General features: G+C 44.5%; 10 protein-coding genes. 5 read left to right on the top strand and 5 right to left on the bottom strand.

From position 1 onward, the window contains the following. Positions 1 to 84 precede the first annotated feature (84 nt). Positions 85 to 1,089 (top strand): prolyl hydroxylase family protein, encoded by a 1,005-nt coding sequence (locus tag OL444_RS24605; protein ID WP_264729179.1) that lies wholly within the window; start codon positions 85 to 87, stop codon positions 1,087 to 1,089. Here OL444_RS24605 and cysC read toward each other — a convergent pair whose 3' ends face one another. Together cysC and OL444_RS24595 are read right to left on the bottom strand one after the other, a co-directional pair. Continuing rightward, complete coding sequence (gene cysC, locus OL444_RS24600; protein ID WP_264729180.1) at positions 1,090 to 1,644, bottom strand: adenylyl-sulfate kinase; 555 nt, start codon at positions 1,642 to 1,644, stop codon at positions 1,090 to 1,092. A gap of 21 nt (positions 1,645 to 1,665) precedes the next feature. Next, on the bottom strand, positions 1,666 to 2,856 hold the full coding sequence (locus OL444_RS24595; protein WP_264729181.1) for a sulfotransferase family protein: 1,191 nt from the start codon (positions 2,854 to 2,856) through the stop codon (positions 1,666 to 1,668). A gap of 287 nt (positions 2,857 to 3,143) precedes the next feature. Between OL444_RS24595 and OL444_RS24590 the strand changes: the two genes are divergently transcribed. The 4 genes from OL444_RS24590 (at position 3,144) to OL444_RS24575 (ending at position 7,919) form a co-directional block, all read left to right on the top strand. Further along, positions 3,144 to 4,799 (top strand): vitamin K epoxide reductase family protein, encoded by a 1,656-nt coding sequence (locus tag OL444_RS24590; RefSeq protein ID WP_264729182.1) that lies wholly within the window; start codon positions 3,144 to 3,146, stop codon positions 4,797 to 4,799. A 130-nt stretch (positions 4,800 to 4,929) separates the two neighbouring features. Further along, on the top strand, positions 4,930 to 5,223 hold the full coding sequence (locus tag OL444_RS24585) for a hypothetical protein (RefSeq protein WP_264729183.1): 294 nt from the start codon (positions 4,930 to 4,932) through the stop codon (positions 5,221 to 5,223). Positions 5,224 to 5,400: 177 nt separating this feature from the next. Continuing rightward, positions 5,401 to 5,703 carry a hypothetical protein gene (locus tag OL444_RS24580; RefSeq protein WP_264729184.1) on the top strand — a complete coding sequence of 101 codons (303 nt, stop codon included), beginning with the start codon at positions 5,401 to 5,403 and terminating at the stop codon, positions 5,701 to 5,703. 377 nt (positions 5,704 to 6,080) lie between these two features. Then, the gene (locus tag OL444_RS24575; RefSeq protein WP_264729185.1) at positions 6,081 to 7,919 is read left to right on the top strand and encodes an Ig-like domain-containing protein; all 1,839 of its coding nucleotides are present in this window, start codon (positions 6,081 to 6,083) and stop codon (positions 7,917 to 7,919) included. A gap of 88 nt (positions 7,920 to 8,007) precedes the next feature. Here the strand turns inward: OL444_RS24575 and OL444_RS24570 are convergent, their stop codons facing one another. The 3 genes from OL444_RS24570 to OL444_RS24560 form a co-directional block, all read right to left on the bottom strand. Continuing rightward, complete coding sequence (locus OL444_RS24570) at positions 8,008 to 10,524, bottom strand: eCIS core domain-containing protein (RefSeq protein ID WP_264729186.1); 2,517 nt, start codon at positions 10,522 to 10,524, stop codon at positions 8,008 to 8,010. Between the two features lie 371 nt (positions 10,525 to 10,895). After that, positions 10,896 to 11,294, bottom strand: a complete 399-nt coding sequence (locus tag OL444_RS24565) for a response regulator (RefSeq protein WP_264729187.1) — start codon at positions 11,292 to 11,294, stop codon at positions 10,896 to 10,898. A 527-nt stretch (positions 11,295 to 11,821) separates the two neighbouring features. Then, positions 11,822 to 13,015 carry a hypothetical protein gene (locus OL444_RS24560; RefSeq protein ID WP_264729188.1) on the bottom strand — a complete coding sequence of 398 codons (1,194 nt, stop codon included), beginning with the start codon at positions 13,013 to 13,015 and terminating at the stop codon, positions 11,822 to 11,824. Positions 13,016 to 13,313: the final 298 nt, after the last annotated feature.

Below are 13,313 nucleotides of genomic sequence, written 5' to 3'. Positions count from 1 at the left end.
AACCGCAACCCGTTGCAGGGAATGGCCTTAATTTTACAGGATATTTTTACTTGTAAGGAAAGTACCTGTTAAATGATCAATCCTATGCATAAGGATGTAAACGTTGTGCTTGACAATAATGCGAATATACTGATTGCATATATCCAGGCGTTGGGCGTCCGGGTGACGAAAACCAGTATCCGGGCGGCAATAGTGGCTTGTCCTGCCTATCCTGAATTGATGATTAAAGATATCGAAGAGATATTGCAACAGTGGCACATATCATTGCATGTGGTGGAGGGCGAAGCGATATTTCACGAACTATGCCCACCTTTTATTTCCTTACATCATGTCTTGCCGGAAGCGGAAACAAATGAGCTGTCCGGTAGAACACTGATCACCGGTAAGGAAGAGAGGAGTATCTCCTATTTAAAACATGGTATTACCTATTACTGCAGCATGGAGGAGTTTTATCGTAACTGGTCGGGCTATTTAATTATATTGGATGACAACGACGAGGGCGGAGAACCGGATTATGTGGCCATCAGCGCAGCAGAACAGGCCAAAGCGGTAGCATATCGTGCTACGATTCGAACGATACCCCATTTTTTTACGGATGAAGAATGTGAGTATGTGATCTGGTATTGTGAGCAGCAGCAGTTGTTTGATAAAAGCAAGGTATTGCAGGAAGGAACATCCATAATTAAATCCTATCTGCGCAGCAGTTACAATGCTTACCTTGGCGCTGAAGATGATCCTGTTTTAAAAAAACTGTATGATAAAATAACGACCTGCTTGCAGATTGATAGCAACAGGCTGGAAGGGTTACAGTGTGTACGTTATCAACCATATCAGGAATTCAAACCACATTATGATAATGGTCCTGCTTCTCCCCGTAAACATACTTTGCTGGTTTATCTGAATGATGATTTTACGGGTGGGGAAACTTATTTTCCGGAGATTGATTTTACCGTGCAACCGGTGAAATCCACCGCTTTGATGTTTACTAATATAGATGAGCAGCTGCAATCCATCCCTGGTTCCGTGCATGCCGGGCTACCGGTTGTCAGCGGTACTAAATACGCCTGTAACATATGGATTAAACCCTGATTAAAAATCTTTGGGAGATACAGGCCTGTTTTGAATGATGTGGCTTAACGCCTGGAGTATTTTATTACCGCTTTCCTCCACGGTTTCTGCATCGGTATTAACTACTAAAAAAGGATATAAGGGGGTTTCAAAATCGGCATTGTAACCGGTGAGGTTATCGATTTCTCCTGCTATTGCTTTTTGATAAAGTCCTTTTACATCTCTGTTGATACAAACCGCAAGTGCGCAATTAACATGTATTTCAATAAATAATTTATCTCCGATAATACTCCTGGCTATTTGCCGCATTTCCCGGAGTGGCGAAATAAATGAACAGATGGTTAATACCCCTGCGGACGAAATGATTTTGGCGATGGCTGCGGCCCGGCGGATATTCTCGCTTCTGTCTTCGGGTGAAAATCCAAGATCCCTGTTTACACTGCATCGGATATCATCACCATCTAAAATAACACAGTAATAATGAAGGAGAGAGAACTGCGCTTTTAAATAGTGGGCGATCGTTGTTTTACCGGAAGAAGGTATGCCTACCAGCCATAGGACGATTTCATTTTTCATAGACATCAATTGAATAGCTGATCAAAGAAAAAGAGTAAGATAAGGTCCCAGCACTTTCGCGGATCCTTCTGTGAAGACTTCCCATTTCATCTGCAGGGAGGTGAAGTCGGTTCTGTTATCCAGCAACGCCAGCAGCGCATGGAAGTCGATGCTGATAATATCCCGGATGTGAGAAGCAGGCGTACTGTTGGTAACATAGGGCGGATGGAAGCTGAGTTCATATCTCGCCTCGTTCGCATCTCTGATATGGAGGATGCAGGGCGGCGCATCGGGATATTGATCAGATTGTTCCGCCAGTATTTCCCGGAATTCCTGTACGATGTTTGCCAGCAGTCCGGCAGTATATTGCCTGATGGCCGGATGGTTACTGCCAATCCGGTGATGCGCCGGCACCGCTGTATTAACAGTAAGGTCAATTGGTCTGAATCCCAATGCCGCCTGTAATTGATTGATGGCGGCTATTTTGTCGGTATGCAGCCGGTGTATCGGAATTCTGTAGCCTTTACCTACTGTATTTAACTCAATGTTGTTTGTCCAGATGATTTTAGGGTCTCCGTGGCCGCGCTGATGATTGATTTTGAAAATATTTTCTATAAAATCATTTCTTACCGGTAGCTGTAAAAAATCAAACAGTCGTTGAATGGTGGCTGCTGGCTGTCGTACAATGGATTCATGGGTAACCCTGATCGCATGAAAAGCAGGATCGCTTTCGAATTTCATCATTCTTTCCACATTCCTGCACCATAAATCGGCCAATGCATTTATGCTTCCTGCTTCTCCGGAGGAATGAATTTCTTTTTTAAATAGCGAACCTGCATTGTTACTGTTGAAAATCTCGAATGCGGAATGTATAAAATCCAGACAATCCCGGTAGAGATAAATGTATCGGGCATCAGGAAAGCTTTTTTGCAGCAGGTCCAGGAAAGTAAGGTTACTGATGGATTTATCGCACCAGATGATTTTGGGAGGGCGCAGATAAGACTCCCGTAATTCCCGTATGCTTTTGGCGACAACGGCAGGTATGTGTTGCAGTGAGGTAAGGCCGCGTGCCAGCCGGGTATGTACTTCATATAATTCTTTTATCAGTCTGCCGATCTCTGTTTCCGGCTGACAACTCACCCATTCATGTGTGTCTAAAATGTATCGTAGCAGGGTAGATCCGGATCTCGCATGGCAAATGATGAAAATGGGCTGCGTATTTACATCTGTCATATAGAAGGGGATTTAGGAATGAATAAAGTAGTTTGACAACTATTCCATGAAAAGACAGCAGTCAGGATAATAACAACGATCAATACTTCAAATGTAAGCGGCGGATAATATCGCGGATCGTAAGTTAAATGTTGTGAAGGCTATAACATTGCAGCTAAGGCAGCTATCTTTAAGCCATCTTTTCCGGATTTACTTTGCCCGTCGCATCAGGAATGACTTGTTGTCTGATTTAGCCCTGTAGATTTATTGCATAGATGATTGTTTACTATCCGCTAAAAGCTGTTTCCATGAGTTTTCATAGGAGAATATTGAGTTTTACGGGTCAGAACTGTGTAAATGCCGCCTGCCTGTTGCTGCAGTCATTAAAGGTGCGGGTAACGGTTACTACTGTTAAACAGCAACTGATCAGTCATCCGGATTACCCTTCTCTGCTTAGTATCCGTGACCTGTTGCTGGTACTGAATGTGAAAAACGAAAGTATGCAGGTGCCGCCAGATAAACTGGACCTAATAGCGTTGCCTTTTCTGGCGCAGATACGAAAGCAGGGTGGGGAATACTTTACGGTGGTTACCAGGGTGAGTGCTGATACCGTCACCTGTATGAAAGTGAAAGGCAACACCTTGCATACTATTCCCAGAAAAGTATTTATGCATAATTGGACCGGCGCCATCATGCAGGCCACCACCAGTCATTTATCCGGTGAGCCGGACTATGCGGTCGCCCGGCTGGCAGAGAAAACAAAAACGATAGCTACGGCAGGTTTGTGTTTATTATTGATCGGTTGCTGGTTCGTTACCGGTTTATACGCTTTACAGGCAGATGGTGAAGGCAGACTGGCCGCATTCTTTTTAGCCACCTTAAAACTAATGGGATTAATTGTATCGCTGTTATTGCTGGTACATGAGGTAGATACTGCTAACCCATTACTGCAGAAGGTCTGCAAAGTAACCAGATACGTAAATTGTGCGGCGGTGTTACGTACCAAAGCGGCCAGGATTTGGGGCGGATTGAGCTGGAGTGAAATGGGGTTCGCGTATTTTGCCGGTGGCTGGCTGATGTGCACAGGGAGTTTGTTAAACCCTGCTGTAACGGGATTACTGGCTTGGGTGAATATAGGCGTATGGCCCTATATTTTATTTTCTGTGTATTATCAATGGCGGGTGATAAAACAATGGTGCCGTTTGTGTTTGATGGTGCAGGCGATTTTTTTGCTGGAAGGAGGTACGGCTATCGTAGGTGGTTTGTATCATGAAACCGGATTGCTGCATGCTGTGACCTGGATATGGATAATGATAGGCCTATTTCCTGTGACGGGCTGGTTGTTGCTGAAACCTTTGTTTTTGCTGCCGAAAAAATATATACATACCCGGTTTATGCTGAACCGGTTTAAACTGGATGGTGATATTTTTGCAGCAGCCTTGTACCGGAATAATGTTGCGCCGGTGCAGGATGCCACCGGATTGGGCATTACCATCGGCCCGGCTGCAGCCGTACATAAAATTATTAAAGTATGTAATCCCTACTGTAATCCTTGTTCAGCAGCCCATACGGTGCTGGAGGCGTTGCTGGATACTTATGACAACATACAGGTACAGATTATTTTTACCGCCGGTACCGATGAAACAGACCCTCGCCGGGATCCAGTGATGCATTTCATGGCGATTGCAGCCTCCGGGAATGAAGCGTTGGTAAAACAGGCTTTACATGACTGGTATAGCCATCCGCAAAAAAACTACGCGGCCTTTGCTGCCGGTTATCCGGTGAAGGAATCGTTGCTACAACAGCAATGGCAGGTAGATCGGATGTATGCCTGGGTCAATAATACCGGTATAAATGGTACCCCGGCTTTTTTTTACAATGGATATGCCTTACCCAATACCTATAGTATCAGTGATATGAAATTGTTGCTGGATATGGCAGAGCAGTTGCCGCATTCTCAATAATCGGTATCCACGATGTATAATGGAAGTATAAATAGAGATTGCTATCAGGAAAGAATTTGAATGAATGACAGGTACCGGCTAGCAGCGCAAGCAATAGTGAGTTGATCGTACAATCGAAAAAATAAACATCATGGAAGAAAATCCCACGAATGATTTTAAGCGGTTCAACCGCCAGGCTTTGCGTAAGATTACCGGAGATGGTATAAATGCCAGCCAGTTGTTATGCGTCAGAACGTCCTGTGATAATCCCGGGGAGCAGTGCCCGGGACAGGTGGTGAGCTGCATCTGCAGAGAAAGCCGGATACTGGAAGGTGCTACCCCGTCGCCGCCGCCGCCGCCTGCTGTTTCTCCTGCGGTACCTACACCTACTCCAGGAGTGATAGTGACCCGGGGTGCAACGCAACAGGTATGTGTTGGATTATAGCTATCAGGAACGTTTGTCTTTTTCGGATCACCACCCCTGAGGAATGATGACCCCTGATATGATAGGGGAAGAAATATAGATGGGCGTCAGGAATACTTTGCATGGATTATCCGTTTGATCTGTTTGCGCCGGTATAGGATATAGCAGAAAATTGATATCATTTTTTAAAAAAAGCATATGGAAGAAAAACCGACAAATGATTTTAAGCGGTTCAACCGCCAGGCTTTGCGTAAGATTACGGGAGATGGTGTAAATGCGAGCCAGTTGCTATGCGTCAGAACGTCCTGCGATAATCCTGGTGAGCAGTGTCCCGGACAGATAGCGAGCTGCATCTGTAGTGAAAGCCCGATGTCGGAAGAAGTGGCCCTTACTACTCCGTCACCAACGGCTCCATCAACTCCTTCTCCTGTGGTAACCACCCCCACCCAGGGACCACCGGGGATCCGGTATGAAACGCAGCCGATATGTGTTGGATTATAAACAGGCTGCACACCTGTATTTCCCGGGTAACGATAACAGGTCGTGTGCTGAGAGGTAACCGCCGAGGTTCGGTAGTATGATCATTGATCAGTTGTAGCTGCTGCAACTGACAACATATGACCGTGGTAATACCATTATGTTTCGCTTATGATCTGCTGTGATAAGCGGACAGGTTCCTTTTTGATGCAGGATTTTATATAAGTAACGGCCAAAGCACCTCCCTGCTTTGTAAAAATTGGTTTTTAAGTAACAAAAGAAAATAAGACCATCATCTTTGGGCATTGTACTGTTTTATTCCCTAACTCTTCCGTGCAACCGCAGGCGTTGCACTGCTGTGATCTACCCCAATTGATCAGCTGATTGTAAAACTATTCTTTATGAAAAAATATTTGTGTGCCCTCAAGCGTGCAATACTACTATGGTTGTTGGTGTTGCCGGGACTGCTGTTTTGTTTGTCGCCCGTAAACGGGCAAAAAATATATGCAAACAGTCAAACGAATCAGGTCAATGGTATTTGTGTCTTATGTAGCGTGATGAATCCTAATAACCCGGTAGATAATAGTAGCCTGGATGACTACTCCGCCTTTGTAATTAATGTGGGGTTACTGGGGGTGAGTGTGGACCAAACCCTTATTTTCCCGGCTGGCGCCAGCGGCGGCTGTGATTCACTGATAATAGGTATTGGCAGCAGTAATACCGTGTTGTCGCTAAACCTGTTCGGTGGGGTGAGTGTACAGACCTACAATGGTAATACCCCTAATAATGATTTAAAAGTCGTATCTGCGGATATATTGCGGTTACTGAACAATAACACCCGGGCAGAAGTATTACTGAAACCGGATGCACCATTTGACCGGGTAAAGATAAGTCTGAGCAGTAACCTGGTAGGATTATTGGCGAGCTTCCGGTTATATTATGCGTATCACCAGTCGGCCATACCGGCGGCGCCTGTGGTGACGCCTGCAACAGCTACCATTTGCAGCGGTGACAGTGTTACGCTGACTGCGGCCACTACTGCAGGCAATACCATCAACTGGTATGCGGCTGCTACCGGTGGTACCGCGTTGTATACCGGTAACACCTTTACGGTTAAACCTGTAGTATCCACTACCTATTATGCGGCAGCTGCAAGAGCCGGATGTACCAGTACGCGTACGGCCGTTACCGTTAGTGTGAATACCAAACCTGCTGCACCGGCTATCACTGCCAGCAGTACCAGTATATGTACCGGAGATACTGTTTCTTTAAGTGCGGCCGGCCCGAACATCAAATGGTATAATGCTGCTACCGGCGGCACTTTGTTGTTTATTGGTACCCCCTATAAATTAATACCTGCTGCTACAGCTACTTATTATGCCCAGGCAGAAAACAATGGCTGTATCAGTAGCCGTTCTTCCTTATTGATTACTGTGAAGCCGCGTCCGGTAGCTACGGTAACACCGGGCAGTGCTACCATATGCGGCAGGGATACCGCCATATTCACGGGTAGCAGCAACCTGGCAGGTGCTGTTTTTAAATGGTATAAAGATGCTGCAGGCGGCACCGCATTATTTACCGGCAATCCCTATAAGGTACAGCTAAATGGTTCTACACTACCGGTAGATATTACCTATTATGCCACTGCTACCGTGAATGGTTGTACGAGTACCCGGGCATCGGGCGCTATTACGGTATTACCGCGACCGATAAAAGCGAAACTGGTGAAAGATACTGTGGTGATTAAGCCCGGAGATACCGCTACACTGGCTGTAATACCATCGGGTGTAAATTATGCCTTCTGGTATAATAAACCGGTAGGTGGGTACCTGCTGAGTATTGGTAATACCTTTAAAGTCAGTCCGGCGCGAAGTACTACCTACTATGTTACCTTTTTCGCGCGTCGGGGATGTGTGAGCCTGCAACGAACAAAGGCGATTGTGCGGGTAAGTGCTACCGGTACAAAGTCCCGTTCAGCAGCAAACGGTTCTGTTGCCACCAGTCAGCAGCTCGACTTTTATCCAAACCCTACTACAGGGCTTATTCAGATAAGTACCAAAATAGAAATGGGCGATAGTAGGGTAGTGGTCACCAATTTACAAGGGAAAGAAGTATACCGGAATAAACTGAACACCAATCAGGTGCAGTTACCGGAAGAGATACCAGCGGGTACTTATGTGATAACGGTCCGGACTAAAGATAATAAGCGCTATTCCGGGAAAATAGTATTAAACAGATAATAGCACCGTTACAGGGTAATGATACGGCAACGTTCATGACAGCGGCATATACCGGTGTTGTGAACGTTGCTGTTATGGGAGTAATATATTACTGCGGCAGATATTTTTCAATCATTCCTCTGTACACTTCGTTGTTCACACTATGCACCTGATATTGCTGGTATTGCCTGGACTTGGTGAAATAGGAAGTAAATTCGTTAGATTCTTTGAAAGCAGGATCTGCAAACATTTTGAGTACCAGAAACTGATACTTGGTTAGATTTAAACGGGTGGCGGAGGATTGATCTGTCCATGATTTATCAGGCTGGATACCATGTTTGGTCTGGATGATTCCTTTGACTTGTTTCAGGAACTCAGGCGCTGATAAATTCCGTTGCACAGGTGCTTTGGCCGACACTTTAATATCTTTTACCTTTTTTTCTTTTTCCTCATCAGACGAACTCTCGTCGGTATCCGGGCCGGGGTCAGGAGCTTTTTTGATTTCCTTTACCTGCATCATACTTTTCAGCTTGAATATGATCTGGTCTTTCTCCGCAATAATGTTATGCAACCGTTCAATCTCCAGATCCCGTTCATCCGGGACATTATCCTGAGCAGCCCTGCTGGATTCTGCATTATAAGCTTTTTCGTATGCTTCATTATACTTCTGGTCACTGAGGATGGAGGGGCGTATTTTGACTTTAGCTTTTAAATCGGGTTTTTTCTCCTTGCGTTGTCTGGCGTCCAGTGCGCCATCCTGTGCCCCCATTACTGCCACCAGTTCCCTGCTTTTCATCACGTAGTTGTCCAGTTGTGCTGGTAGTGCAGCCAGTGTTTTTATTTCATCCTGCAGATGTACATTTTGTTCTTTCGCCGCCAGTAATTCCTGATTGACCAGGCTAATCTGCTTTTGTAGCAGGGCTACTTCTACCTCCAGTTTTAGCAGCGATTTCTTATCTGCTTCCAGTCCGGTAATTTTTGTGTTCAGTTTTTTTATCTGTAAAGCATTGACGGCAAAAGCAAGAAATTCAATTTTCATTTGTGTCGTGTCCTTGAGAACGATGTTGTTGATTGGATCAAAGGGAAGTAGTAAAGGTGTATTGGTTTTATTTTTTACGGCGCGGTCGGTCTCGCTGTCATATCCTTCCTCCTCTTCATCGTAATCGGTGGGAGAATTGATATAGATGCTATATTCCTTGATCCTTTCCAGGTGTTCGTTTTTTCCTTCGCCTATATTTTTTTCCGGTGTATCTTTTTTATACGTACCTAGCTTAATGCGAAAGACAGATGCATAAGTAATATTTTTTGCATCTGCGTCCTCGTCATACTCTACGGTAACTTTGTAAAAAACGACTTCCATTTTTTTATTGACTCTTTCAACGGCTTCCTGTTCAATGGCGGTAGATAATTTGCTGTTTACGTCTTTCGGTATCGCCGCCAGGTTTCTGGCATCATTGCCAGGGCCCCCTAAATTATTGTTTAGTAAATGCCCGGCTATATAAGGATAGCCACCGGCTTTTTTACTCAGTTTGGCAATCTTTGTTTTCAGGGTGTCATCCGGAACACTACCCAGTGGGTGATCCGGCGCCAGCACACTGGCTGTGACACCGGTTCCCTGTTCATCGTCATTCGCATCTTCCCATTCGATTTTTGTTGTGAAGTCATACCCTTTTTGTTTATGATAGGGCGAACGCACTTTATTATTGTCCTTTATTTCGGTTTTGTAGATAACCCATTTGGCATTTACAATAGCCACAGTATTAACGGCATCCATTAATAAGTCTTTCTCAATGAGTTTGTCTATGGTAATGAGGTTGAACAGGGCATTTTTCTTATCGTCAAATAAGGGGCCTTGTCCTTTCTTTTTCACGGCAACTTTGATGGTTTCCAGATCAATCAGCTTTGCCGCTTCCAGTTCTTCCACAAAGCTTTCTGCTTTTTCATTGCCCGATTTTTTATCAGCTTGCGCATCTTTTGCCACCAAAGAAGCCGCTCCTTGTATAACGGCCCATTTTACCTGGTCGGCAAAGACTTCTCCTTTGGTTAACGGTACCCGCTGTATCACAGGAGAAGGCGGCGCTGCGGCGGCGATGTTGTCTGTCTGGCGGGTGTAGCCGGCTGCTGCTGCACCTTTTGTATCTGCCTCTTTTTCCAGCTCTTCCTGATCATTGATGGCAATGCCTTTCGCCTGAATGGTCGGCGATACACGACCTTGCTGCTGTTGCACAACATGCCAGGCTTCATGCGGTAAATGCTGCTCCTGGCCGGGACCTATATGGATATCATTGCCTTGTGCATAGGCCTTTGCCTGTAGTTGTGCCGGCTTATCGGAATTGTAATGTACCTGTACATCATCCATGGCTAATCCGGACATATTTTCGATGCCGGATTTCAGCGGATCAGGTAAGCCGGTACCGTTAGGCCGGGCTGGGGCAGGAGTAGCAGTTGGAGTTGTTCCTGACGATGATTTGGCTTGCATCGTTTTACCTGGTTTGGGCTGGAAAAAACTTTCGGAAGTATTGTCGGATAACTGCCGGGTATCTTTCGGTTCAAAGAAGGCAGCTCTTTGCGCCGTGACAGGATGAGCAGGCGCCCGGTTAGACCGGGTGGGGAAATGACTAGGCATAGGACGCGAATTAAATCGGTAATAATTAGGGTTAACAATACTTTAAATTACTAAATTTTTTGGGATTGAACAAGTAAAGCAGTAAGACAGCTGAACTGTCAGGAAGCGGGAATGCAGTCACTCGTATAATGCAATATGCACGCAGTGAATGTAGGAAGGTATGTATAACAACTACCGTTTATTAGTAAACACTGCTATGTCATAACAGCCCGACTGATAGAACAGGTTGTAAGTACCCGCCGCAGGTATATCTACGGTTGTTGTGTGCTGTTTTTTTGATGATAAATTCAGTGATGAATTCCCGGTTAAAGGTTGTTTCTATAGCAGGTGGGGCTGTTGAGACGAATAAGCGGTAAATATAAAATGGTTATTCAGGTACCTGTGGAGTTGATACCTGGATTTAAGGAAGTCGCTTTTCGCTGAATAACGGTTGCTATTTTAGCGAGTAAGGTTGATTTACCAAAAGGTTTTCTGATGAAATCGTCTCCCGGACACGCTTTCATCATATGTTCTATATCCGCGGATCCGGATATGATGAGTATCGGTACATCTTTTAGCCGGGCATTTGCTTTTAGTTGTTTGCACACGGCTAAGATGCTACTTTCGGAAACATAACTATTCAGAATAAACAGGTCCGGTTTTTCAAAATTTCCTGTTAATAAATAACCCACATCGTTTTCAAAAGATATGTCGTATAGCCCTTTCAGTAAAGAGAAGAGTAAAAACTTACTGTCGGCATTGTTTTCTGTAATGAGGATTTTTCGTTTCATGATAGCTGTTTTAGTCCGTAACAGACTAATCCAATACTAAACCAAAATCAGGTATGCATGAATGCTTTGTCATCTATGTTGTATTATACCAAGGGAAATAGCACTTCCGTGGGGAGGTAGCTATGTCTGCCGGTAAATGTTGTCTAATGGATGTGTTGCCGCTTTTATGCCCGCTATTGTCCATAATACTCCCCAGGTTTAAGGGATCATTACGCTATAATATGGCGGCTTTAGTATATCTGTTATTCAACAGCCCAATGATATTATTGTACAAGTAACGGAAACGGCTATATATAGACCTGCAATGCTGCAGCATGAACCTGCCCGCAAAGCACAAACAGCCATTAACCGGGAAACATACCGGGATGATGGAGATCTTAACCAGGGCGTGAACCAAGCAAGGATCATCACAAGCTGCTGCTGATGATAGCTATATGTGTGCTTGATGTTTTTTGTTGTCACGATAGTTTTGAGCCGGCGGATGGAATACCGTGTCATCAACAACGCTTTAAATCTAATCGGGTGCTTTACTCTTCATCCCGCAGATAGCCTGCTTTATAGCGGGCATGTAGGGCACGCAATGCATGGCGGCAGCCATCACTGATATCGGTGGAATGCTGCTGGATGAATTGATCAATCTTCCTGACGGGGAGCACTTCCAGCGCAACAGTTTCCAATGCACTATCCTGGGCAATCCGATATAGGCCCATTAATTCATCGAATGACAGGTTTTCATCCAGCTGTAATCTTACATAGGAAGTAATGCCTGATTCCAATCTGTTTGTCAGCAGGACTAAATCAAAGAATTCCAGTTTTTTGATATTTTTCTGATATCGTTCTCCAATACCTAATTCTTCTTCCAGACCACGGTATACACAGGCATGAAACGAGGGATGGCCATATTCATCTTTATCTCTTGCATTAAATGCTTCATTCATGCTGTAATGCCATTTATTCCGCTCCACCATCACGGCGTCTGACCGTTTCCCTAGTATAACTTCATCGCCATTGCCCCGGTTAATAATAATGAAAGTGCATATGCCAAAAGAAGAGAAGAATACATTGTATAGATTGATATCTGCCGGTTTTTCGATTTTCATCGCCTGATGATCGTTGAGTAGTGACTGATATAAATTGGAAAATACCCGGTATGTAAAATAATCTGTTGTGTAAAATTGCATATCAAGCCCTGATTTTTCCTCCGTGTTTAATCGGGTGGTTCGCAGTTTATAGATACCGGATATCAAGCTGTTAAACCGGTTTTGGCCGGCTTTAAAATCACGCAGAAAATCCAGGGCGGTTGTTGCTGTCGCATCATCCAATCGTTTTTGGGCGTTGGATATACCCATTTTTTCCAGCAAGGTAGCTATATCTGTACGGCCATCGAATATTTCCTGCTCCCGGTATACAAAGTCATAGGCGCGGAATGCGGTTTTATATTTTTGAGGAAAGGAGATGAATAAATTTTGTTGCGTGCAACGTAGTTTGATGCCTCCTTTCGGGTCATAATAGGGAATGGCACGGTCGAGGACCAGCACATGGGGATCATTGATGAGCGTATCATTATTTAATAAACGCTTCAGCTTTTTTTCCCGGATGCGTTGTATGACTTTCTTTTTTATGGGGGTGCATATTTCATTTAATACCCAACCCAGCAGGGCTCCCACGACTAATTCTATATAATTTAAATTCTTAAAGGCGTCCATATAAGTAGTATGCATTAGCTTTTTTTAAGTACAGATATATTTTGTCAGTGATGACAGGAGAGGCTTATTACGAACCGACCGAAATTCGACAAGGATGCAGCCATGTGTAATTGCATAATCACTGGTTTACGGTGTAGATCAATGATTGAAATATTAGTTCCGCTATCATCAGGTATACCGGATTTTAGGTGAAATAAAATAGATGGTAGTTGCGCGTATCAGATATTGTCAGGATGTATTGAATCGTAAAGTGTGCTGCTTACTGGAACGTTTTTAATCTGGTGATGGCTCGTCTTAACAATTATTGACAAAA

Source organism: Chitinophaga nivalis (assembly GCF_025989125.1).
In the GTDB taxonomy this organism is placed as follows: Bacteria; Bacteroidota; Bacteroidia; order Chitinophagales; family Chitinophagaceae; genus Chitinophaga; species Chitinophaga nivalis.
The sequence above is the reverse complement of the archived record's forward strand: the minus strand, read 5'-3'. Positions and strand labels throughout refer to the sequence as shown.